Annotated in this window: 23 protein-coding genes and 3 tRNA genes; 12 read left to right on the forward strand and 14 right to left on the reverse strand. The window is 67.8% G+C overall.

What is annotated here, in order from left to right; all coding sequences use genetic code 11:
• Positions 1-28 precede the first annotated feature (28 nt).
• The 6 genes from IEZ17_RS14855 to IEZ17_RS14880 all read right to left on the reverse strand — a co-directional run bounded on the left by IEZ17_RS14855 (position 29) and on the right by IEZ17_RS14880 (position 3,871).
• Positions 29-883, reverse strand: coding sequence for an SCO4651 family lipoprotein (locus IEZ17_RS14855; protein ID WP_308427652.1), 855 nt, complete (start codon positions 881-883; stop codon positions 29-31).
• Between the two features lie 170 nt (positions 884-1,053).
• Positions 1,054-1,770, reverse strand: a complete 717-nt coding sequence (rplA, locus tag IEZ17_RS14860; RefSeq protein ID WP_189300240.1) for a 50S ribosomal protein L1 — start codon at positions 1,768-1,770, stop codon at positions 1,054-1,056.
• Between the two features lie 82 nt (positions 1,771-1,852).
• The gene (gene rplK / locus IEZ17_RS14865; protein ID WP_016571043.1) at positions 1,853-2,287 is read right to left on the reverse strand and encodes a 50S ribosomal protein L11; all 435 of its coding nucleotides are present in this window, start codon (positions 2,285-2,287) and stop codon (positions 1,853-1,855) included.
• A 166-nt stretch (positions 2,288-2,453) separates the two neighbouring features.
• Positions 2,454-3,320, reverse strand: coding sequence for a transcription termination/antitermination protein NusG (gene nusG, locus IEZ17_RS14870; RefSeq protein ID WP_189300242.1), 867 nt, complete (start codon positions 3,318-3,320; stop codon positions 2,454-2,456).
• Positions 3,321-3,393: 73 nt separating this feature from the next.
• Complete coding sequence (gene secE / locus IEZ17_RS14875; protein ID WP_159503147.1) at positions 3,394-3,690, reverse strand: preprotein translocase subunit SecE; 297 nt, start codon at positions 3,688-3,690, stop codon at positions 3,394-3,396.
• A 108-nt stretch (positions 3,691-3,798) separates the two neighbouring features.
• A tRNA-Trp gene (locus tag IEZ17_RS14880) sits at positions 3,799-3,871 on the reverse strand.
• 183 nt (positions 3,872-4,054) lie between these two features.
• Here IEZ17_RS14880 and IEZ17_RS14885 point away from each other — a divergent pair.
• Positions 4,055-5,314, forward strand: coding sequence for a pyridoxal phosphate-dependent aminotransferase (locus IEZ17_RS14885; RefSeq protein WP_189300243.1), 1,260 nt, complete (start codon positions 4,055-4,057; stop codon positions 5,312-5,314).
• Positions 5,315-5,439: 125 nt separating this feature from the next.
• The gene (locus tag IEZ17_RS14890) at positions 5,440-6,519 is read left to right on the forward strand and encodes an adenosine deaminase (protein ID WP_189300245.1); all 1,080 of its coding nucleotides are present in this window, start codon (positions 5,440-5,442) and stop codon (positions 6,517-6,519) included.
• Here IEZ17_RS14890 and IEZ17_RS14895 read toward each other — a convergent pair.
• The 6 genes from IEZ17_RS14895 to IEZ17_RS14920 all read right to left on the reverse strand — a co-directional run bounded on the left by IEZ17_RS14895 (position 6,509) and on the right by IEZ17_RS14920 (position 9,059).
• Positions 6,509-7,582: a UDP-N-acetylmuramate dehydrogenase gene (locus IEZ17_RS14895; protein WP_189300246.1), complete on the reverse strand. Its 1,074-nt coding sequence runs from the start codon at positions 7,580-7,582 to the stop codon at positions 6,509-6,511. The two genes, IEZ17_RS14890 and IEZ17_RS14895, sit on opposite strands and share 11 nt — an antisense overlap.
• Before the next feature lie 58 nt (positions 7,583-7,640).
• The gene (locus IEZ17_RS14900; RefSeq protein ID WP_189300248.1) at positions 7,641-8,075 is read right to left on the reverse strand and encodes a MaoC family dehydratase; all 435 of its coding nucleotides are present in this window, start codon (positions 8,073-8,075) and stop codon (positions 7,641-7,643) included.
• Between the two features lies 1 nt (position 8,076).
• Positions 8,077-8,529 (reverse strand): MaoC family dehydratase N-terminal domain-containing protein, encoded by a 453-nt coding sequence (locus IEZ17_RS14905; RefSeq protein WP_189300250.1) that lies wholly within the window; start codon positions 8,527-8,529, stop codon positions 8,077-8,079.
• A gap of 83 nt (positions 8,530-8,612) precedes the next feature.
• Positions 8,613-8,777, reverse strand: a complete 165-nt coding sequence (gene rpmG / locus IEZ17_RS14910; RefSeq protein WP_006604855.1) for a 50S ribosomal protein L33 — start codon at positions 8,775-8,777, stop codon at positions 8,613-8,615.
• An 89-nt stretch (positions 8,778-8,866) separates the two neighbouring features.
• Positions 8,867-8,939 (reverse strand) — tRNA-Met (locus tag IEZ17_RS14915).
• A gap of 47 nt (positions 8,940-8,986) precedes the next feature.
• A tRNA-Thr gene (locus tag IEZ17_RS14920) sits at positions 8,987-9,059 on the reverse strand.
• Between the two features lie 181 nt (positions 9,060-9,240).
• On the opposite strand from IEZ17_RS14920, the gene IEZ17_RS14925 reads away from it, so the two are divergent.
• Both IEZ17_RS14925 and IEZ17_RS14930 read left to right on the forward strand, forming a co-directional pair.
• Positions 9,241-10,515, forward strand: coding sequence for an amidohydrolase family protein (locus tag IEZ17_RS14925; RefSeq protein WP_189300252.1), 1,275 nt, complete (start codon positions 9,241-9,243; stop codon positions 10,513-10,515).
• 89 nt (positions 10,516-10,604) lie between these two features.
• On the forward strand, positions 10,605-11,267 hold the full coding sequence (locus tag IEZ17_RS14930; RefSeq protein WP_189300254.1) for an NAD(P)H-binding protein: 663 nt from the start codon (positions 10,605-10,607) through the stop codon (positions 11,265-11,267).
• A 52-nt stretch (positions 11,268-11,319) separates the two neighbouring features.
• On the opposite strand, the gene IEZ17_RS14935 is transcribed toward IEZ17_RS14930, so the two are convergent.
• Entirely contained in the window at positions 11,320-12,294 is a 975-nt protein-coding gene (locus IEZ17_RS14935; RefSeq protein ID WP_189300255.1) for a quinone oxidoreductase family protein, read from the reverse strand.
• A gap of 182 nt (positions 12,295-12,476) precedes the next feature.
• On the opposite strand from IEZ17_RS14935, the gene IEZ17_RS14940 reads away from it, so the two are divergent.
• The 3 genes from IEZ17_RS14940 to IEZ17_RS14950 all read left to right on the forward strand — a co-directional run bounded on the left by IEZ17_RS14940 (position 12,477) and on the right by IEZ17_RS14950 (position 18,302).
• The gene (locus IEZ17_RS14940; RefSeq protein ID WP_189300257.1) at positions 12,477-13,106 is read left to right on the forward strand and encodes a TetR/AcrR family transcriptional regulator; all 630 of its coding nucleotides are present in this window, start codon (positions 12,477-12,479) and stop codon (positions 13,104-13,106) included.
• Between the two features lie 1,672 nt (positions 13,107-14,778).
• Positions 14,779-17,385, forward strand: a complete 2,607-nt coding sequence (locus tag IEZ17_RS14945; RefSeq protein ID WP_189300259.1) for an NACHT domain-containing protein — start codon at positions 14,779-14,781, stop codon at positions 17,383-17,385.
• 128 nt (positions 17,386-17,513) lie between these two features.
• Positions 17,514-18,302 (forward strand): NUDIX domain-containing protein, encoded by a 789-nt coding sequence (locus tag IEZ17_RS14950; RefSeq protein ID WP_189300261.1) that lies wholly within the window; start codon positions 17,514-17,516, stop codon positions 18,300-18,302.
• Here the strand turns inward: IEZ17_RS14950 and IEZ17_RS14955 are convergent.
• Entirely contained in the window at positions 18,286-19,416 is a 1,131-nt protein-coding gene (locus IEZ17_RS14955; RefSeq protein WP_189300263.1) for a helix-turn-helix domain-containing protein, read from the reverse strand. The genes IEZ17_RS14950 and IEZ17_RS14955 overlap by 17 nt on opposite strands.
• 339 nt (positions 19,417-19,755) lie before the next feature.
• On the opposite strand from IEZ17_RS14955, the gene IEZ17_RS14960 reads away from it, so the two are divergent.
• From IEZ17_RS14960 to IEZ17_RS14980, 5 genes are read left to right on the forward strand one after another with little or no spacing between them, the layout of a single operon-like run.
• Positions 19,756-20,070 carry a hypothetical protein gene (locus IEZ17_RS14960; protein WP_229852272.1) on the forward strand — a complete coding sequence of 105 codons (315 nt, stop codon included), beginning with the start codon at positions 19,756-19,758 and terminating at the stop codon, positions 20,068-20,070.
• Complete coding sequence (locus tag IEZ17_RS14965; protein WP_189300265.1) at positions 20,067-20,378, forward strand: hypothetical protein; 312 nt, start codon at positions 20,067-20,069, stop codon at positions 20,376-20,378. The genes IEZ17_RS14960 and IEZ17_RS14965 overlap by 4 nt, the downstream gene beginning before the upstream one ends.
• The gene (locus IEZ17_RS14970; protein WP_189300266.1) at positions 20,375-21,019 is read left to right on the forward strand and encodes a GGDEF domain-containing protein; all 645 of its coding nucleotides are present in this window, start codon (positions 20,375-20,377) and stop codon (positions 21,017-21,019) included. Before IEZ17_RS14965 ends, IEZ17_RS14970 begins: the two co-directional genes overlap by 4 nt.
• Positions 21,016-22,029, forward strand: coding sequence for a DUF2637 domain-containing protein (locus IEZ17_RS14975; protein WP_189300268.1), 1,014 nt, complete (start codon positions 21,016-21,018; stop codon positions 22,027-22,029). Before IEZ17_RS14970 ends, IEZ17_RS14975 begins: the two co-directional genes overlap by 4 nt.
• The gene (locus IEZ17_RS14980; RefSeq protein ID WP_189300270.1) at positions 22,026-22,361 is read left to right on the forward strand and encodes a hypothetical protein; all 336 of its coding nucleotides are present in this window, start codon (positions 22,026-22,028) and stop codon (positions 22,359-22,361) included. The genes IEZ17_RS14975 and IEZ17_RS14980 overlap by 4 nt, the downstream gene beginning before the upstream one ends.
• Positions 22,362-22,393 lie beyond the last annotated feature (32 nt).

The following is a 22,393-nucleotide window of genomic DNA, read 5'->3' on the forward strand; positions in this document are numbered from 1 at the left end:
CGCGGACGCCCCACCGCACGCTCGCTCGTCAGGCGCCGGGCGGCGTCATGGTGTCGCTCGCCGGCGGCGGGGTCACCGAGACCTTGGTGCCGTAGTCCGAGTAGAAGACCGTCGAGTCCGACGCGTTCTTGCCGTCCATCTGCTCACGCTTCTTCACGAGCAGGTTGTCCGGGCCGATCCACAGGTCGATGGTCTCCTTCGTCGCACCGGCCTGCTGGAGCTGCGCCTCCAGCGCCTTCAGGTCGGACTCGCTGAGGCTCTTGGACTGCATCTTGACCATCTCGGCCACGTCGACCGTGCCGGTGTAGTGGGTCGCCTGCACGCCGCGGACGTCCTCCTTGCCGGCCTGCTGGACCTTGCCGGAGGCGATGAGCAGGTTCACCGACTTGACCGGGTCGTTGTTCTGCATCGCGTCCTTGAGCACGGAGCCGAGCGGGCTCTTCTTGGCCAGGGCGTCGTAGTCGTACTTGATCCAGTTCTTGCCGCCCATGGGCATGCCCATGTTCATGTACATCGACTGCGGCGTGTAGACCGCCTTCATGGGCTTGCCGGCCATGGGGCCGCCGGTCGTGGTGATGTCGACGGTCATGTTGATGCCGTTCGACCAGTCCATCGCGCCCTTCATGGTGCGCGAGGACGGCCCCACCTTCTGCGTGCCGTCGATCTTCGCGGACTTCTTGTCGCTCGTCTGCTGCGAGGCCGTCTTCAGCGAGGCCAGCGCGGCCTCCAGCGGAGACTTCGCCCCTGCTGCGTCACTGCCCCCACCGCCGCTGCTGCTGCCACCGCCGGTGCCGTTGTTGGTGCCGCCCTTGTTACAGGCGGTCAGACCGGCCAGCATGACAACTCCCGCCGCCACGGCGGCGGCTATACGCGTGCTGCGCACTTGAGGCTCCCCCTTTGATTCCTTTATGGACCTCGCAGGGGACTGTAGTGCAGGCCACCAACTGGGCTTCCGGCAGGTGCTGTTATGAACGCGTCAGGCCCCGCTCTCCGTACGGAGAGCGGGGCCTGACGGTGTGAATCACACGCGATGAGGCGCGTCGATCAGAGAGATCAGACGGCCTCGTCCTCGACGAGGAGGTTGCGGGTGCGGTTGGGGTCGACCGGGACGCCGGGGCCCATCGTGGTGGCGATGGTCGTCTTCTTGATGTAACGGCCCTTGGCGGCGGACGGCTTGAGACGGGTGATCTCCTCAAGCGCGGCGGCGTAGTTCTCCACCAGCTTGGTCTCGTCGAAGGAGACCTTGCCGATGATGAAGTGGAGGTTCGCGTGCTTGTCCACGCGGAACTCGATCTTGCCGCCCTTGATGTCGGTGACAGCCTTGGCGACATCCGGGGTGACGGTGCCGGTCTTCGGGTTCGGCATCAGACCACGGGGACCGAGCACGCGGCCGAGGCGGCCGACCTTGCCCATGAGGTCCGGGGTGGCGACGACGGCGTCGAAGTCCAGGCGGCCCTTGGAGACCTCGTCGATCAGTTCGTCCGAGCCGACGATGTCGGCGCCGGCGGCTTCCGCTGCCGCAGCACGGTCACCGGTCGCGAAGACCAGGACCCGGGCGGTCTTACCGGTGCCGTGCGGGAGGTTCACGGTGCCACGGACCATCTGGTCGGCCTTGCGCGGGTCGACGCCCAGACGCATGGCAACCTCGACGGTCGCGTCGAACTTGGCGGACGTGGTGTCCTTGGCGAGACGGACGGCCTCGAGCGGGGCGTACAGACGCTCCCGGTCGATCTTCGCGTCCGCGTTGCGAAGAGTCTTGCTGCGCTTCACTTCTGCTCCTGATGCAGTGGGTGGAGTCGTGGTGCGGACCAGCGCCTGGTCCTGCCACATGGGTGCCTTGAGGGGCGGAGGTTCAGCCCTCGACCGTGATGCCCATGGAACGGGCGGTGCCGGCGATGATCTTCGACGCGGCGTCCAGGTCGTTGGCGTTCAGGTCGGGCATCTTGGTGGTGGCGATCTCGCGGACCTGCGCCTCGGTGATCTTGGCGACCTTGGTCTTGTGCGGCTCGCCGGAGCCCTTCTCCACGCCCGCAGCCTTCAGGATGAGCTTCGCGGCCGGCGGGGTCTTGGTGACGAAGGTGAAGGAACGGTCTTCGTAGACCGTGATCTCCACCGGCACGACCATGCCACGCTGCGACTCGGTCGCGGCGTTGTAGGCCTTGCAGAACTCCATGATGTTGACGCCGTGCTGACCCAGCGCGGGGCCGACCGGCGGAGCCGGGTTCGCGGCACCGGCCTGGATCTGGAGCTTGATAAGCCCCGTGACCTTCTTCTTCTTGGGAGGCATGCTCTCTCCGGGTCCTAGTGAGAGGTGGTTCGCCCCGCAATCCGGTCATCCGGATGGAGGCATACCGCACAACGATAACGGGTATGGTCGCGCGGCCAAAAACCGAGCAGGTCAGACCGGCAGTGTGCCCGTCTGACCTGGTCGGTGGCTGATGCTCCGGAAGAACCTAGTTCTTCTGGATCTGGTCGAAGCTGAGCTCGACCGGGGTCTCGCGGCCGAAGATCTCGACCAGGCCCTTGACCTTCTTCGAGTCGGCGTTGATCTCGTTGATCGTCGCCTGAAGCGTGGCGAACGGGCCGTCGGTGACGGTGACCGAGTCGCCCACCTCGAAGTCCAGGACCTGGACCTCGACCTTGCGGGACGGCGCCGGCTTGCCCTCGGCCGCGGCGGCCTCCTTGGCGGCCTTCTCCTCGGCCTCCGGGGCGAGCATCTTGACGATCTCGTCCAGGGTCAGCGGGTACGGGTCGTAGGCGTTGCCGACGAAGCCGGTGACGCCCGGGGTGTTGCGGACCACGCCCCAGGACTCGTTCGTCAGGTCCATGCGCACCAGCACATAGCCCGGGAGCTTGTTCTGGCGGACCGTACGGCGGTCACCGTTCTTGATCTGGACGACCTCTTCCTGCGGCACCTCGGCCTGGAAGATGTAGTCCTCGACGTTCAGCGAGACGGCGCGCTGTTCGAGGTTGGTCTTCACGCGGTTCTCGTAGCCCGCGTAGGTGTGGATGACGTACCACTCGCCGGGGAGGCCACGCAGTTCGTCGCGGAGGGCGGCCACCGGGTCGACCGGCTCCTGCTCCTCGGCGGACTCGTCCTCAGCGAGGGCCTCGTCCTCGTCCTCGACGTGCACCGCGGCTTCCTCGGCGGGCTCGCCGGCTGCGGCTTCCTCGGCGTCGAACTCGTCGATGGCGTCAGCGGCCTCGACGATCTCGCGCTCGGTGTCGTCGCCCTCGACCTCGGCCGAGGCAGCCGCGTCAACGTCGGCCGCTGCCGTCTCGGCGGATTCGGCGGCGTCGTTCAGGTTCGGGTCAGACACGGTGGCTGCTTCTTCCTGGCTTCAAGGGGTTGAACATGCGAAATGGCGCCCGCGCAGGCGCCCCTCCGCGGGATCAGCCGAAGACGTACCCGACGACTCGGTTGATTCCCAAGTCAATCACGGTTACGAGACCGATGATGATGACAACGAAGACGATCACCACACTGGTGTACGTCGACAGCTGGCTGCGCGTGGGCCAGACGACCTTACGGAGTTCCGCAATGACCTGGCGGTAAAAGAGCGCAAGCCGCGCGAAGGGACCCTTCTTGCCGCGCTTGCCTCCGCGGCGGGGCTTCTTCTGGGATTCCGTGGCGTCGTCCTCGGAACGACCACGCTCAGGCATGTCGATGGAGCCCAGGGCGTCCGTCACTCGTCCTCACCTGAATCCGGGTCGTGGCCGTGCCGCGCCCGGTTGAGCCGCACGGCGGTGCATTTCATACGTACGCGTGCACGCACTTTGGTGACGAAGTGCGTGTAGCAGGGCCGGAGGGACTTGAACCCCCAACCGCTGGTTTTGGAGACCAGTGCTCTACCAATTGAGCTACGACCCTTTGTGGTTCCCCCAACCTACCGCATGCGGCCGACTGCACTAAGTTCGTGCACCGCGGCGGCCCGTTGGGAGCCAACGGTCAGCGAGTGTACGTGGTTCAGAGCCGGGCGTCGAACAGAAACGTCCCGGGTGGCGCCCGCAAACCCACGTTCCGGGCCGGAGAGCGGTCTGCGACGATGCCTGTATGAGCGCTGCCACTCCTTCCGCACCGTCCCCCGCCGACCGCCGGGTCTCCGCCCGCATCGGTTCGATCTCCGAGTCCGCCACCCTCGCCGTCGACGCCAAGGCCAAGGCCCTCAAGGCCGCCGGGCGCCCGGTGATCGGCTTCGGCGCCGGTGAGCCCGACTTCCCCACGCCCGGCTACATCGTCGAGGCCGCCGTCGAGGCATGCCGCACCCCGAAGTACCACCGCTACACCCCGGCCGGCGGCCTCCCCGAGCTGAAGTCCGCGATCGTGGCGAAGACGCTGCGCGACTCCGGCTACGAGATCGAGGCCGCGAACGTCCTGGTGACGAACGGTGGCAAGCAGGCCATCTACGAGGCGTTCGCCGCCATCCTGGACCCGGGCGACGAGGTCATCGTGCCGGCGCCGTACTGGACCACCTACCCGGAGTCGATCCGGCTCGCGGGCGGTGTGCCGGTCGACGTGGTCGCCGACGAGACCACCGGCTACCGCGTGACGGTCGAGCAGCTGGAGGCCGCCCGTACGGAGCGCACCAAGGTCCTGCTGTTCGTATCGCCGTCGAACCCGACCGGCGCGGTCTACCCCCGCGAGCAGGTCGAGGCGGTCGGCCGCTGGGCCGCCGAGCACGGCCTGTGGGTGCTGACCGACGAGATCTACGAGCACCTGGTCTACGGCGACGCGGCCGCGCGCGCCGGCGCTGAAGGACTCAGCTCGTCGCTGCCGGTGGTCGTGCCGGAGCTGCGCGACAAGTGCATCATCGTCAACGGTGTCGCGAAGACGTACGCGATGACCGGCTGGCGGGTGGGCTGGGCGATCGGCCCGAAGGACGTCATCAAGGCCGCCACGAACCTCCAGTCGCACGCCACCTCCAACGTCTCCAACGTGGCGCAGGCGGCGGCCATCGCGGCCGTCACCGGCGACCTCACGGCCGTCGAGGAGATGAAGGTGGCCTTCGACCGGCGCCGCAGGACGATCGTGCGGATGCTCAACGAGATCGACGGTGTGCTGTGCCCGGAGCCGGAGGGCGCGTTCTACGCGTACCCGTCGGTGAAGGAGCTGCTGGGCAAGGAGATCCGCGGCAAGCGCCCGCAGTCCAGCGTCGAGCTGGCCGAGCTGATCCTGGAAGAGGCGGAGGTCGCCGTCGTCCCGGGCGAGGCCTTCGGCACCCCCGGCTACCTGCGGCTTTCGTACGCCCTGGGCGACGAGGACCTGGTCGAGGGCGTCTCCCGGCTCCAGAAGCTGCTGGCGGAGGCGAAGTAGCGCCGGCACCCGGGCGCGGGTGATGCGGGGCCGGAGCGCGTTCCGGCCCCGCACGCTTTTCCGGTGGTGCCTTCGTTCGCGGCGGGGCCTATGCCTGCGGCGCGCGGGTGCGGCAGTATCTCCAGATGGAGCGTGTTCGTGATCTGCGTCAATTGCCGAAGGCCCACCTGCACCTGCACTTCACCGGCTCGATGCGGCCGGCGACCCTGCTGGAGCTGGCCGACAAGTACGGCGTCCATCTGCCCGACGCGCTCAGGGGCGGTGAGCCGCCCCGGCTGAGGGCCACGGACGAGCGCGGCTGGTTCCGCTTCCAGCGGCTCTACGACATCGCGCGCTCGTGCCTGCGCTCCCCCGAGGACATCCAGCGTCTGGTGCGCGAGGCCGCCGAGGAGGACGTCCGGGACGGGTCGCGCTGGCTGGAGATCCAGGTCGATCCGACCTCGTACGCGCCGCGGCTGGGCGGGCTGATCCCGGCGCTGGAGATCATCCTGGACGCCGTGCGGCGCGCCTCCCGCGACACCGGGCTGGGCATCCGGGTACTGGTCGCCGCGAACCGTATGAAGCACCCCCTGGACGCCCGCACGCTGGCCCGGCTCGCGGTGCGCTACGCCGACCGCGGCGTGGTCGGCTTCGGGCTGTCCAACGACGAACGCCGGGGCCTCGCCCGGGACTTCGACCGGGCCTTCGCCATCGCCCGGGACGGCGGTCTGCTGGCGGCCCCGCACGGCGGCGAGCTGTCCGGGCCGGCGAGCGTACGGGACTGCCTGGACGATCTGCACGCCGGACGGGTCGGGCACGGCGTACGGGCCGCGGAGGATCCCGTGCTGCTGCGCCGGCTGGCCGCGCGCGGGGTGACCTGCGAGGTGTGCCCGGCGTCGAACGTGGCGCTGGGCGTCTACGAGAAGCCGGAGGACGTGCCGCTGCGGACCTTTTACGAGGCGGGGGTGCCGATGGCGCTGGGCGCGGACGATCCGCTGCTGTTCGGCGCGCGGCTGGCCGCCCAGTACGAGATCGCCCGCAGCGCGCACGCCTTCACGGACGCCGAGCTGGCCGAGCTGGCCCGGCAGTCCGTACGCGCCTCCCGGGCCCCCGAGGAGACCCGGCAGCGGCTCCTGGCGGACATCGACGCCTGGCTGGCCGCCCCGCCGTCGCAGGAGCCCCACGGCCTGTCCGCACCGTCCCGCCTCGGGCGCCCTACAGGCTGACGCCGACCGTCACCGGTTCGTTGACGAGGGTGATGCCGAAGGCGGCCCGGACGCCGTCGCGGACCTCGCGGGCCAGGGCGAGCAGGTCCTCGGTGGTGGCCGCACCGCGGTTGGTGAGCGCGAGGGTGTGCTTGGTGGAGATCCGGGCCGGGCCGCTGCCGTAGCCCTTGGTGAAGCCGGCCCGGTCGATGAGCCAGGCCGCGGAGGTCTTCACCCGGCCGTCGCCGTCGGGGAAGGCGGGCGGCGCGGCGTCCGGGCCGAGGCGGTCCTGGACGCGACGGAGGAAGGCGGCGTGCTCGGCTTCGGTGAGGATCGGGTTGGTGAAGAAGGAGCCGGCCGACCAGGTGTCGTGATCCACGGGGTCCAGCACCATGCCCTTGCCGGCGCGGAGCGCCAGGACGGTCTCACGGGCGGCGGCGGCCGGGACCCGGTCCCCGGGCTCGACGCCGAGCGCGCGGGCCGTCTCGGCGTACTTCAGGGGCGCGGAGAGGCCGCCCGCGTCCTCCAGGGCGAAGCGCACCCGCAGGACGACGAACCGGTCGGGGTGCTGCTTGAAGCGGCTGTGGCGGTACGAGAAGGCGCACTCCTCGTTGGTGAGCGTGACCGTCTCGCCGGCGCGGCGGTCGTAGGCGACGACCTCGGTGACGGTGGCGGAGACGTCCTGGCCGTACGCGCCGACGTTCTGGATCGGGGTGGCGCCGGCCGAGCCGGGGATGCCGGCCAGGCACTCGACGCCCGCGAGCCCGGCCTCGACCGTGCGCGCGACGGCGTCGGACCAGTTCTCACCCGCGGCGAGCTCCAGGGCCGTGCCGTCGAGCCGGAAGCCGCGGGTGGCGATGTGCAGGGCGGTGCCGTCGAAGCCCTTGTCGCCGATGACGAGGTTGCTGCCACCGCCGATGACCAGCAGCGGGGTGCCGGTGTCGTCGGACGCGCGGACGGCGGCGATGACCTCCTCGTCCGTGGTGGCCGTGACGAGGCGGGTCGCCGGGCCGCCGAGCCGGAAGGTGGTCAGCGGGGCGAGGGGGGCGTTGTCTTCTACGGTTGCCACATATCGTTCCTGCACGCGCCCAAGGGTACGGGGGCGGTCCGGCGGGACCGGCCGGCCGCCCCTCGCGGCTGCCTCAGGCGAGGCGGACCACGGCGCGGGACATGCCCAGCACCTTCTGGCCCGCGCTCGTCGCGGTGAGGTCGACGCGGACCGTGCGGGCGTCGTCGTCCAGCTTGGCGGCGACCTTGGCGCTGACCTCGATCAGCGCGCCGTTCTCGTCGTCGGGGACGACCACGGGCTTGGTGAAGCGCACGCCGTACTCGACGACCGCGCCGGGGTCGCCGGCCCAGTCCGTGACCACCCGGATCGCCGAGGCCATGGTGAACATGCCGTGGGCGATGACGTCCGGGAGGCCGACCTCCTTCGCGAACCTCTCGTTCCAGTGGATGGGGTTGAAGTCACCGGAGGCGCCGGCGTACTGGACGAGCGTGGCGCGGCTCACGGGGAAGGACTGCGCCGGGAGTTCGGTGCCGACCTCGACGTCGTCGTAGGCAATCTTCGCGGTCATCTCACGCCTCCTCAGCGCGCCGGGCGACGAGCTTGGTGAATGCGGTCACGACGTGCTCGCCCGCCTCGTCGTGCACTTCGCCGCGGATGTCGACGATCTCGTTCCCGGCCATGGTCTTGACCGCCTCGATGGTGGAGGTGACGGTCAGCCGGTCCCCGGCGCGCACCGGCCGGTTGTAGGCGAACTTCTGGTCGCCGTGCACCACCCGGCTGTAATCCAGGCCCAGTTGCGGGTCCTCGACGACCAGCCCCGCGGCCTTGAACGTGATGGCGAACACAAAAGTCGGCGGCGCGATCACATCGGGGTGGCCGAGCGCCTTGGCCGCTTCGGTGTCGGTGTAAGCGGGGTTGGCGTCACCGATCGCCTCGGCGAATTCGCGGATCTTTTCCCGGCCGACCTCGTACGGGTCGGTGGGCGGGTACGTGCGTCCGACAAAAGACTGGTCGAGCGCCATGGGCTCGCAACCTCCCTGTACTGATGGTGATAACGCCGTGAGGCCGCCCCCAGATCGGGGACGGCCTCACGGACGAGCCTGTGTTATCGCGTCTCGCGGTGCGCGGTGTGCGAGTTGCAACGAGGGCAGTGCTTCTTCATCTCAAGACGGTCCGGGTCGTTACGCCGGTTCTTCTTGGTGATGTAGTTCCGCTCCTTGCACTCCACGCAGGCCAGCGTGATCTTCGGGCGGACGTCGGTGGCAGCCACGTGAGTGCTCCTTGACGGACGGATGGTCGGATTGAACGCATAAAAGAGTAGCCGATCGGAGGACCGACCCCACAATCGGCTACTGTCAGTAGCGGTGACCGGACTTGAACCGGTGACACAGCGATTATGAGCCGCTTGCTCTACCGACTGAGCTACACCGCTGTGATGCGAGAGTCCCTCGTCCGAGGACGAGGTCCCCCACACATCAGAGCCCCAATACGGAATCGAACCGTAGACCTTCTCCTTACCATGGAGACGCTCTGCCGACTGAGCTATTGGGGCGAGCGATGAAGACATTACACGGCCCGCCGCCAAACGTGAAATCCGTATCCGGGTCGCACCCCAACGGCCCCGCGCACCACACCGGTACGACTATTTCGCGCCTGCGCGAAGCTCTCCGGACGGGCGCCTAGGCTCGGGAGAACGCTGCGTGATCTTGCACGCCGTGCCTTCGAGGAGCGCGATGTCCGACAGCAGTTCACCGCAGCCCCAGCCCCAACCGCAGCCGGGAAAGCGCGGCGGTGCCGGCCGGTACGCCAGGTCGGAATCCGGCGTACTGGTGCTGTGCGGGGCCCGGCTCGCCGACGGCCGCACGGTGGACGTACGGCTGGGCGGCGGACGGATCGAGGCGGTGGGCACGGCCGGCAGCCTCGCCCCGCAGGGCGCCCGGGTGGACCTCGCCGGCTATCTGCTGCTCCCGGCCCCCGCCGAACCGCACGCGCACTGCGACACCGCCCTGACGGCCGACTCCGACGGCCCCGCCTCCGACTCCGCCGAGGACGTCCAGCGCCGGACGACCGAAGCGGCGCTGCTCCAGCTGGGGCACGGGGCCACCGCCTCCCGGAGCCACGTGAGGATCGGCGACGTCCAGGGGCTGCGGTCGCTGGAGGCGGTGCTCCAGGCCCGCAGATCGCTGCGCGGGCTGGCGGACCTGGCGGCGGTGGCGGTGCCGCGGGTGCTGACCGGGGTGGCCGGTGCGGACGGGCTGGCGATGCTGCACGACGCCGTCAAGATGGGCGCGACCGTCATCGGGGGCTGCCCGGACCTCGACCCCGATCCGGCCGGGTACGTCGAGACGGTCCTGGAGGTGGCCGGCGAGCACGGCTGCCCCGTGGACCTGCACACCGACGGGGACGATCCGGCGCGGCTGGCGCGCTTCGCGGCGATGTCCGGCGGACTGCGGCCGGGCGTGGCCATCGGGCCGTGCGCCGGGATGGCACGGATGCCGCGCAGTGTGGCAGCCCGGGTCGCGGAGCAGCTGGCGGCTGCGGACGTCGCCGTGGTGTGCCTGCCGCAGGGCGACTGCACGGGCCTGGAGCGGTACGGCTCGCGGGTGTCCCGGCCGGCTCCCGTACGGCTGCTGCGGGCGGCCGGCGTGCGGGTGGCGGCGGGCAGCGGGGCGCTGCGGGACGTGGCGAACCCGGTCGGGCGCGGGGACCCGTTGGAGGCCGCGTATCTGCTGGCGTCCCTCGGGGAGGCCACGCCGGAGGCCGCGTACGAGACGGTGAGCGCGGCGGCGCGGGCGACGCTGGGGCTGCCGGAGGTGCGGGTGGAGGCGGGCTTTCCGGCGGAGCTGCTGGCGGTGCGCGGGGAGCGGATCGCCGGGGTGCTCTCGCTGGCGTACAGCCGGATCGTGGTGCACCGGGGGCGGGTGGTGGCGCGGACCAGCGCGGTGCGCGAGTACTGCGACTCGGCGGCGGACGTGGCGCTGGAGCTGCCGCGGCAGTCGCAGCGCTGAGAGCCGGGCGGGGCGGCGGCCGGACGGGCTCGGCGCCGCACCGGCCGGTCCGACGGTGGGACGGGGCGGTTCGGCGTACGGTCGGCTTCATGCGCATTGTCATCGCAGGTGGACATGGTCAGATCGCGCTGCGGCTGGAGCGGTTGCTGCATGCGCGCGGGGACGAGGTCGCCGGGATCGTCCGGCGGCCGGAACAGGCCGGCGACTTGCTGGCCGCGGGTGCCGAACCGGTCGTCTGCGACCTGGAGTCGGCGTCGGTGGGCGATGTCGCCCGGCATCTGGAGGGAGCGGACGCGGCGGTCTTCGCGGCGGGCGCCGGGCCGGGCAGCGGCGCCGAGCGCAAGGACAGCGTGGACCGGGGCGCCGCGGCGCTCTTCGCGGACGCGGCCGAGGCGGCCGGCGTACGGCGCTTCCTGGTCGTCTCGTCGATGGGCGCCGACCGGGAGCCCCCGGAGGGCACCGACCCGGTCTTCGCGGCGTACCTGCGGGCGAAGGGCGCCGCGGACGCGGACGTACGGGCCCGCGCCGGGCTGGACTGGACGGTCCTGCGGCCCGGCCGCCTCATCGACGACCCCGGTACGGGCCAGGTCACGCTGGCCGACGCGACCGGGCGCGGGGCGGTGTCCCGGGACGATGTGGCGGCCGTGCTGCTGGCGCTGCTGGACGAACCCGGCACGATCGGGCGGACGCTGGAGCTGATCGGCGGGGATGTGCCGGCGGTGGAGGCGGTGCGGAACGTGGCGGCGCACTGAGCGCGAACTCCCCCTGGGCCCCGGTGCGTTGACGTCGCGCACCGGGGTCGTCCTACGGGAGGACGAGGATCCGGCCGAGGTGGGTCCGCGCCTCGAAGAGCCGGTGCACGGCGGGCGCCTCGGTGAGCGGGAAGCGGGCGTGCACGGCGGTGCGCAGCTGTCCGGCGGATGCATAGCCGGCCAGCTCGGCCATCTCCTCGCGGGCCTTTTCGGGGGCCGCCGCACGCCAGGCGAGCAGGGAGAACCCGGCCACCGTCTTCAGGGCGAACAGCCCGGTCACGGGGACGTCGAGCAGCTCGCCCGCGGCGACCCCGTAGACGACGGCCCGGCCGAACGGCGCCAGGACGTCCAGGCTCTGCCGCAGGACCTCGCCGCCGACGGAGTCCAGGACCACGTCGACGCCCTGCGGCGCGGCGGCGCGGACCCGGTCGGGCCAGTCGGCCGCCGAGTAGTCGACGGCGATGTCGGCGCCGAGGGAGCGGACGAAGTCGGCCTTGGCCGGTGAGCCGACGGTGGCGATGACGGTGCCGGCGCCGAGGAGTTTGGCGAGCTGGATCGCGAGGTGGCCGATACCGCCCGCGGCGGAGTGGATCAGGACGGTCTCCCCCTTGGCGAGGCGGCCGGTGCGCAGCGCCCGCAGGGCGACCGGGGCACCCATGGGCAGCATGCTGGCCATACCGGGGTCGAGCCCGTCGGGCACGGGGGCGAGCCACTGCGCGTCGGCGACGGCGTAGTCGGCGAACGCGTCCTCGGTCAGCGCCGCGACCCGCTGCCCGACCTGCCCCGCATCGCCTCCGGGGCCGACGGCTTCGACGGTGCCGACCACATCGCCGGTGACCTTGCCGGGCAGCGGGCGCCGGAAGATCGACGCGGCGGCCGGGCCGCGCCGCATCTGGGTGTCCACGTAGTTGGCCCCGATCGCCTCGGTCCTGATGAGCACCTCTCCGGGGCCCGGGGCGGGGATGTCGGCCTCCTCGACCGTCAGGACGTCGGGGTCGCCGTACTCGTAATAGCGGACGCGTCGCATACCGGGTCTCCTCAGGGGTCACTGGGGCACAGCGGGGCCATGACCGGAACGCTAAGTGGACTGCCGGTCAGGTTGCCGTCCGAACCTAACCCTTACCTGACCGTCGGTCCAGTTATTTCTGCGAAATGATGGGAGCCGTGGAGTGGCGCCGCCCGCGGCGGCGCGGAGCGAGTGAGGACCCGATGACAGAAGGCCGTCGCGAACGCGCCGACGCGGTACGCAACCGGCGCGCCATCCTGCTGGCAACCGAGGAGCTGCTGGCGCACCACCGGCCCGAGAAGATCTCGATGGAGCAGGTCGCGGCGGCGGCCGGGGTCGGCAAGGGGACGGTGTTCCACCGCTTCGGCAACCGCATGGGGCTGATGCGGGCCCTGATGGAGGAGCGGGCCTACGCGCTGCGCGAGGCGGTCACCGACGGCCCGCCGCCACTGGGCCCGGACGCCTGCCCGCGCGAGCGGCTGCTGGCCTTCCTGGACGCCGCCGTCGACGTCATCGCCCGCAACAAGGGCCTGCTGGCCGCCCTGGGCCATGCCGTGACGACCTCCCAGCAGCCCCCGGACGAACGGCCCGGCACGCACCCCGTCCACGCCTTCTGGCACGCCCACATCAGCACGCTGATCGCCGCACAGCGCCCCGACCTGGACGCCGAGCTGCTCGCGCACCTCCTCCTCGGCGGCCTCCAGAGCGACGCCGTGCTGCGCCTGCTGGAGCGGGGCGAGAGCGCCCGCCTGGCGGCCTCGCTGCGCACCCTGGTGACCGCCGCACTCGACGCCCCACCGGCCGCGGACCCGGAAGCCGGCGCGGGGGCGTGACGCGACGCGGGTGACACGGGGGCGCGCCGCTTCAGGACACACGAAAGGGGCCCTGAACCGTATTCCTACGATTCAGGGCCCCTTCATACCTGTGGCGGCGCCAGGATTCGAACCTGGGAAGGCGAAGCCGGCAGATTTACAGTCCACCCAAGATCACACAGTAGCGCCCCACCTGACCTGGGACTTTGTATGCCAGCTGGGAGGGGTAGACGGATCTCGTCCACGTATCGGCCATGAAACGGCGGCCGTGACTGGCCATGCGTCTCGCCGACTGTCACTCGGTACGATCCCCCGTGATCCGCGCTTCATCGCTTGCCGCCTCAGCCGAGGCGAACGCTGCGATGACATCAGCGCGCAGTTCGGGCTGCACTGTGTGAAGCGCATACCTCAGGCGCGCGGTCCGCCCACACTCGATGACTACAGCCTTGCGGTACTGAAACCACACCCGGAGCGCCCCTACAGCCATTACCCCTAGAGGGAGCTGCACACCCCCATCGACGAGTGCCCCTACCAAGCCTGATCCCATGTTCATCACCTCCCTGCCACCGGCCTCCTGAGTGGAGTCCGTGTTGCGAGAAGCGTCGCGCGTCCGGCGAGTTTCCCACTACGCTTAGGAAACTCGCAGAAACCGGCAGGGGGAGGGCTCGTGCCAGGAGGACGCCCGCCAGGGAACCACCGCGACGCCTACCCTGAGCTGTCCGAGTTGGCAGCGTGGTTCAAGCAAACAATCACGGCTGCCGGATACCCGAGTGTTAACGCCTTCGTCCAAAGACACACCTTGGACAAGAACAAGGTGTACGAAGTCGTTCGCGGCAATACGCTGCTGTCCCTCGACTCAACGAAGGGTCTAGCAAGACTCCTCAATCGCAGCCCAGGGGAGGTTGAGCCAATTTGGCTCAGGGCACGTGAGGCGATGGATCGTAGACTCATGGCTGAAGGTAGCGAATCCTCGCCTCAAGTCACCTCTTGGGCAGAGATACCCCGCCCTGAACTAGCTCTGCGAAATGTACTTGATGCTCTCACCAATGCGACTGAGCAGCTGCCATACCGCCTGCTCGGTATCGCGCCACCACCCTTGGCGACTGTGTACGTACGGCAACGCCTGCGTGAAAGAACCCCCCCGGGGGGAGCAGACAGTTCCAAGGAGCGCGATCGCTCTTCGGGCACCGGTGATGTCGAGCAATTGAGCCTAGAAGGCCCAGTCACCGTTAACGACGCTTTGAATCGCAGCGAACATCTACTGATCACCGGTGACCCTGGGGCAGGAAAGTCCACACTCGGGTATCACTTGGTTTCAAACCTGGCCCAGATATGGCTTCGACAGCAAAGTGCCACGAATCCACCACTAGACGAACCAGTTGTGCCCTTGCGTGTCTCTGCACGATCGTTGGTTTCGGAGGGGCCATGGAGCACTGTGCTCGCCGAGGCGACACGGCGAGCATTAGGCCCGTACTTGGTAACAGAGCCTAGTCAGCAACTATTTACAGGTCGAACTCACGGTGCCCGCTGGTTGGTCGTAGTTGATGGCCTTGATGAGATTCTGGACCGTCCTACGCGCACTTCTATCATCCGCGCACTAAGTCAGCACACCCGGGCGGGAAGCGCCTATCGGCTTGTAATTACAAGCCGCCCGCTACCTGACGAGGAGTTGGCGCCTCTCCGAGGCACACAGGTGGGCGTCTGCCACATTGAGCCTTTCGAACCAGAAGAGCTCAAGCTCTTCGCTAAACGTTGGTTCCTAAGCCAGGACCCAATCACGGCCGAGCAGCGGTCAGCAGAATTCCTGCAACAAGTCTCTGATAGCAGGCTTAAAGACCTGGTACGTAATCCGCTACTGGCCTCCATTGCCGCGGTCGCAAGCACGCGAGAACCGGACCTTCCGCTGCCGACTAACAGAGTGGACCTCTATCAACGGTTCTACGACTATCTTGTCACTGACGAGGAGGCTAGTGGCCGGGCAACGCCAGTGGAGCTCAGACGCCTAGAGCACGGCCAGCCAGCCCGCTACAAACTTGCTCAGTGGGTGCATGACCATCGGATTGAGATTATCGACGCCATGGCTATTGAGCGCCTAGGGGCCGATACTCAGATCACCGACGCAGCATACGCCTGGGTGCAGAAAAATAGGCCTACTGATATAAATCTGCCACCTGGATGGGAAGAAGTCTTAGATCGCCTGCTCATTGATACGGGAATGTTCGTCTACGAGAGTTCGGGGTTAAGGTTTCTCCATCACACTCTCGCCGAGTTCCTTGCGGCCCGAGCGCACGCGTCGACCATCCCTTCCGACTTCCCCAAGATGAAGGAGTGGTTTGAGCGTGGACTGAAGCCTTCGGAGCGAAATTTTGTACTAATGACCCTAGCATTGTGGGGTCGCGTAGCAGGCAACGAAATAGAGCTTGTTCTACGAGGGCTGCTAGAAGGCGGTAGGGAAGAGGCACTACTGGCGGGAAGCCTTCTGGCCGAGAGCGAAACCGCTGGCGTAGGAGCGAGCCGTCTAGTGGTCGATAGACTGGTCGACCTGGCATTTGGTAGCGCTCTGGACGGGGCGCACGTTTACACCTTCAGTTCATTCGACAGTGCGTACAGAGGGCCTATTCGCATAGCGGGCACAATGTCTCGCGTTGACCGTGTATTTTCGATAGTAAGCCTACTGATCGGAAATCAGTATGCCTCTTTGCGGCTGCGAGAACTAATCGCGGGTAATGACATCCCGTTTATTATTCGCCTTGGGGCGGTGGGTGCACTCAGTGCAGTCGCCACAGTCGATGAAGCTGCCCAGCTTCTTCACTCCTTGTCCTTCCATGCGGACCAGCCCATGATGCAAGCCATAGCCGCAGCTGGCTTGATCGAGATGAGAAATGGCCCGATTGGCGAATATGAGCGCTCACTTATCGATGGCGCGTTGGCGGATCCTCGTTGCGATTCGGAAACACGGGCGGCGATAGCAGATCTCTACATGGAGAGTGGAAACAAAGAGGAGGCCGTCGCCGTAGCGCGCATAGTGGCGAGCGATGACGGAGCACACCTCTCCGAGTTCCGGATTGCCGCAAAGATCATAGTCTCGGACCTGAGAGATCGAGACCAGAACCCAAAAGAGTCAATCCGAGATCTATTCCCTCGCATGACTTCGACACACCAGGCAGAAGTCACAAGGGAACTGTTCAATGCAGGGTACATTGAATACGCCCATGAACTAGCAGACGCCGTTATAGCGGACGCTGAGAGCTCGAGCCCTGCGCTGAGCATTGCTGTCGAGCTTCGCTCCAAGGAATCAAATCCTGGACAGATAGAGATCCTTTTATCGACCCTCAAGCGGCGACCGTCATGGGATTCAGAACGCTCCGGCATCCTTACCGTACTAATGGAAAGCGGCGCAATCGCGCCACCGGTAGAGGACGCCGTTCAAATTCTTCGTGACCCCAGCTCACAGCCGTTCGACATTGAACAGGCTATCAATATATGGATTGCCGGCCATAGTTCTGGCGATGTCCAGGAACTCATGGACATTTTGGCTGCGCGCCCCTACATGAACGCTTGGGCGCGTGCGAATGCTTCGGCAGCGTTGGCGGAGGGCGGACACCTAGAGGAAGCCGTAGCCATTGCGCGACCAGTGATAACAGACCCAATGACTGACGGGTTTGATCTTGATAGGGCCGCTGCAGTAATTCGCCAAGCACCAGAGTCTGTGCAAAATGAAGCTATCCGTTCGATCTCCGAATCAATTCTCGATGAAGAGCAAAAAAGAGTGCGCAGTATTGAGGTGCTCGCACTCCTGGGGAACAGTGAAAGCGTTCCAGATATTGCCCTCGAAATCTTGCAGGATCGCACCATTGATGACAGGAAATTTTCTTCTGTACTTGAATCATTGATTAAGGCGTGCGGGGTTTCTGTTGCAGAGAGACTGGTGACCGCCCTAATCGATGAACAAGTCCCCCCTCTTCGTCTCTTCCAAGTTGCCGATTCGCTCGCTACCATAGGGGCGCTACCCCACGCCGTTCACCTCTGGAAACATATTATTTCCTCTTACGGATTGCCTCCCCTGGATGCATTCACAACACTAACTCGTTTGATAAACACCGACCATCGCCGAGTAGCTATAAATGCACTGCAGATGCTGGCCAATGATGAAAATCAAAATTCTAGGGAAATCGTGCGCGCTCGCGGCCTCCTGGCATGGCTTATCTTTAGCGACCCCACACTCCCTCCTTGTTCTGCGTGCACTCAAGAGGCCAAAGAAGAGTGCCGAATATGTCTGGCAATAAACGCTGTCACCTGAGGTGTCACCATAGAAGATTTTCTTCTCCTGCTGAATAAGAGAGGGATCCTGTCACCCAGCGTCCATGTAGTTCCCCGCTTGTCCGCTACGCTGGTACGCACCACGGCAGAACGGAGAGTGCTCCGCGGATGGGACCGAAGACGGCCAAGGTCTACGAAATAATTCGGGCGCGACTCGCCGCCGGCGAGTACGCCCCCGGAGCCAAGTTCCCCTCGGAACGCACGCTGGTCGAGGAACTCGGCATCGGCCGAACCGCGCTCCGGCAAGTCCTCGCCCGCCTCGTAGCTGAAGGTGCGTTGGAGGTTCGGGGGCGAAGCGCCTATCGAGTACCGGGCGCTGTGAGTGTGAAGACTCCGGAGGGGCTCGAAGCTTGGCGTATCCACGGCGAACGCAACCTCTACGACAACCGTTGGGTCAAACTCCAGCTCTGGGACGTGGAACCGCCCGGAGTGGAGCGCTTCGAGCATCACGTGGTGAAGCTGCACCACGTCGCCGTCACCGCGGTTCTGGACGGCCAGGACCGCGTACTGATGATGTGGCGGTACCGCTTTGTCCCACAGCAATGGGGGTGGGAACTCCCGGGGGGCATCGTGGACGAAGGCGAGAACCCAGCAGACACCGCACTACGGGAAGTCGTGGAAGAGACGGGTTGGCGACCGAAGTCCGTGGAGCACGTTGTCACGTATCAGCCCATGGTCGGCATGGTCGACTCGCCTCACGAGATCTTCGTGAGCCACGGAGCCGAAAGGGTTGGTTCGCCGACGGACGTGGAAGAGGCAGGACACATCGAGTGGGTGCCGCTCGCTGACATTCCAGGGCTCATGGCGCGCGGTGAGCTGATGGGCTCCGGCACCCTCGTTGCCCTGCTCCACATCCTGGCGAGCCGCGGCAAGCAGGGCGCTACAGCCGCGCACTGAGCAGGTCGACGCGACGGCGCTGCCGCACCGAACCGGTGCGGCTCGCCAATAGCCGCGCCTGCCTCAAGTGGGTGTTCGCGTCGTCATACTCGGCTCGCACCAGATGCGCTTGCGCAAGGTCGGTGTGGAGTCCGGCCTGTGCTCGGACAAAGGTCGGATCCACCACCCCTAGCGCGCCATAGAGGCTGGTCACCGCTTCGTCATCGCCGAGCAACCCAAGAACATTGCCGCGCCACCGAGCCAGGTGGGCGCCGTTCAGGAAGATGCTCAGCATGTCCGGGTCCCGGTCCTCGGGGCCGTGCGGAATGCTCGCCGCGGCTGCATCGAGCGCGCGCCGACAGTCGTCCGGCATCCCAGCGTGAGCGCACAACTCGGCTTCCGCCGCGTGCAGCCATGCCCGGAGGCGGGGCGATCCGCCCCGCCCAAGGGTGCGTTGGGCATCGCGGACCAGGTCGAGGCCGAGCGACGGCCGGCCAGCCTCGCACAGCACGTACGCCTGCTCTCCCATCGCGTGAGCAAGGTACATCGGGGCTTCAGCGTCGTGCGCGGCCCGCTTCGCGAGTTCGTAGTGCCGCCAAGCCCGTTCGACCGCTCCCGAGTCAATCGCCTGCCATGCGGCAAGAGTTGATGCTCCAGCCAGCGCAAGGGCCACGGGGCGCCGCGCGCTGGGCAGCACCGCGAAGTTCAGCGCGTCCTCAAGACGGGAGAGATGCCCTGTCATCTGGTCGATCAGCCCGGAGGCACCCAACTGACGGTCCTGGGTGCGCAGTAGCTCGGTCTGGTCATTGAACACTTTCACCATGGATTCGCTGACGCTGCTGGCTGAGTCGATCCGACTCAGCAGCTCGTCGTACCCGTCGGCCATCGATGGCGCCGCCGCGAGCGGGCCACCCCTCAACTCCGCGTTCGTGACGCCGAGAAGCTGACGCAGGATCGCCGCGTAGCGGTCCGAGATGGTGCGCTTGCCGTTCTCCCACTCGGACACGTAGACCCGCAGACTCGCGGTCGACGCGACGTCGGTGACGTGCCGTCGGGCGTACTGCTCGATCTCGCGAACCAGTCGCTCTTGAGACCAGCCACGCGCCGTACGCGCACTTCGAAGTCCTGCGTTCACAGGTCACCGCCCGGCGATAGGTCCACTCGCTGAGTTTCCCAGCATGCCTCACATCGCCGCAGGTCAACAGGGGTTAACAGGAAGGAAGTTAAGCCCTGTTGACTACCGGCACCCCCACCTCAAGCGGTCTTCTGGAGATGCACCGAGGCGGGCAACCGCCGCTCGAATCGACGAAGAGTCTTGACTCTGGTGCGCACCAGATGTCAACGTATTGGTGCGCACCAGATGACGGAGTCGCCTCCGATTCACGGTGTGCATGAACGCTCTGCGTGGCGGTACTCCCCAGCAAGGTCGCCCGCCGCCGGAGCCCTCCCTGCTCGCCCGATTACAGGAGCATCTGTGCGCACGTACATCGGCAATCAAGAGATAGCGAGTGACACCGAGTTCGAGGAGCTGGCGTTCGGCTTCGACGAGTTCCCGCTCGGCATTGATCACGACCTGTTCCGCGGCCCCCTCGGTGGGGAGTCACCGGAGGAGCAGGCGGCGCGGCTGGACGTGGCTCGCGAGGTGCTGCGGGATCTGCAGGAACAGGGCGAGGCGGGCGACGAGGTCGCCGCGTGGGACGCCCTCTACGCCGACGCCCTGACTGCCGTCGCCCCGCTTTGGATCGTTCGCGGCACCGGTCGTGTCGTAGGCCGGGAGGTGGCGGCGTGAGCGCGGGAACGATGGCCGCGCAGGCGGCAACGCTCACGTGCCTGGCCGGGATTGCGGTCAGCCACCCGGACCTTCCCGGCGCCTACTTCACCGCCAGCCGGATCGTCCCGAACGAGCTGAACGTCCAGCTCGACAGCCCCAGCAAGGTGGAAGCCTGGCGCGAGGCGCTGAACGTCCCGGTCGAGAAGGTCTTCGCGGACCGGATCGGCGACCGGCCGTCGCTGGAGTTCCGGGCGACCGTCTACCGGGTGGCGTTCCACGTGTACGCCGTCTACGAGGTGGCCGCGGTGGAAGCGGGTGCGGCATGAGCGCCACGATCGCGGCGCTGTCCGTCGCGCCCGTCGCCCTCGGCTGGGCGGTCCACAGCATCGTGTGGCGCCGTCGGATCGCTGCGGCCCGGCGGGACCCGCTGACGGGCCTGCCCACCCGCGCCCCCTTCGAGGCCCAGGCGCCTCGGCTGCTGGCGGCCGGGACGGCGGTGCTGGTCATCGACCTGGACAGCTTCAAGGCCCTCAACGACCGTCACGGCCACGCTGCCGGAGACGCGGCGCTGATCACCGTCGCGCACGTGTTGGCTGCGACCGCGGCCGTCATGGACGACTGCGCGGCGCGCCTTGGCGGGGACGAGTTCGTTCTCGCCCTGCCGATCCAGCACCCCGATGACCTGCCTTTCGAACTGGCAAGCCTGCATGCGTGGTTGTGTGAGCCGTTCACCTTCGAGGGCAAGTCGGTCTCGGTCGGGGCGTCGATCGGCGCCGTCATGGTCGGCCAGGGGCCCGTCCCGCCGCTGGATCGGCTGATGCGACGTGCCGATGAGGCCATGTACGCGGCCAAGCAGACCGGCGCCGGCTGGTTCATCGCCACCGACACCACCCCGGCCCTGCCCACCACCAACGGCCGCCGCGCCGGCCGCCGAGGCACCGCCGGTGGATCGGAGGCGGCAGCATGAACCGCGTTCTGTGGCGTATCGCGTTGGCGGTCGTGTCACTGGCGGCGCTGGGTGTGACCGGCTGGTCCCTGTACGCCGTGGCCCGCCACTACCAGGCCCCCGGCCCTGTGGGGTGGGCCGCGGTGGCGGTGTTCGACGGCACCGCCTACGCCTGCCTGCACCTGGCCTCCGAAGCCTCCGCGGCCGGTCGCTCTGCGGCCGGGGCGCGTCTGGCCTCGCTGTTCATGGCCGCGGGGTCGGTCTACCTCAACCGCTTCCACGCCCAGCTCATCGACGGGGGCTTGCCCGCCTGCCTGCTGTTCTCCGTGCCGACCCTGGCCCTGCTGGCAGTCTCCGAACTGTCCTGGGCCGGACCGCGCGCCGAGGCCCGCAGGGGCCACGGTGAACAGCCCTTCCGGCTACCGCAGTTCGGCGGTTGGGCATGGCTCTTGGCCCCGCGCACCGCGGGCGGCAGCATCCGCCGCCGGGCCCTGGCACACATCGAAGATGCCGGACAGCCCCCGGCGCCGAGTCCGGACAAGCCCCGGACGGCAACGGATCAGTTGCGCGAGCACTTCGCGACGATGGAAGCGGCCGAAGCGATCCGCATCGCCCACGCATCACAGCCGATGCTGCCGCCGGCAGAACTGGCCGCGCTGCTCGTCGGCTACGGCGTCCACGTCGATGCCGTACAGGTCGCCTTGGCCCTGCACGGCACTCCGACGGAGATCACCGTGGACCGTCCGGACAGCGTCCGGACAACCCCGGACCCCGCCCAGGAAGCCGAGGCGAATACCGAGTTGACCAGGGCGGACATGTTGTCCGGGCGTCGTCCGGAGTCCGTGACCGAGGCGGTGCGGCAGCTCGTTCGCCGCGGCATCACCGACAAGGGCGCGGTGGTGTCCATCACCCGCGATCTGCTGGGGCCGGACACGAATCCGGATACCGTCCGCCGCACCCTGCAACGCGAGATCGACAAGCACGCCGAAGCGATCGACGGTGTGGGGCAGGGCGGGGGTGGCTACGCATGAAGCTCCCGATCTCCGGCGCCGCTCTCTTCCGCTCCGTCATGACGGCGGCCGGGTGGCGCTGCCAGTGCACCGGAGCATGCGGTCAGCCGCACGCCCAGTCGGAGGGGCGGTGCCCGCGCGAGCACGACGGCTACGCCGGCAAACACGGCGGCCCCGTGCGGCTCATGGCGGCACCGGCCGACCCGACCATCACCCACTTCCAGGCCGCGGCGCTCCCCGCCCAGGAGCTGCGGGCCTGGTGCCCCGGCTGCCTCGCTGTAGCCCAGCGGCTCGCGAAGCAGCAGACCCCCGACACCCCGACCACGGATCAGAGCTGCCTGTTCGACCTGTAGTCGGCAGGGCCCGGACGGTCGGCCGTCCAAAG

The organism is Streptomyces albospinus, assembly GCF_014648695.1.
Classification (GTDB): Bacteria; Actinomycetota; Actinomycetes; order Streptomycetales; family Streptomycetaceae; genus Streptomyces; species Streptomyces albospinus.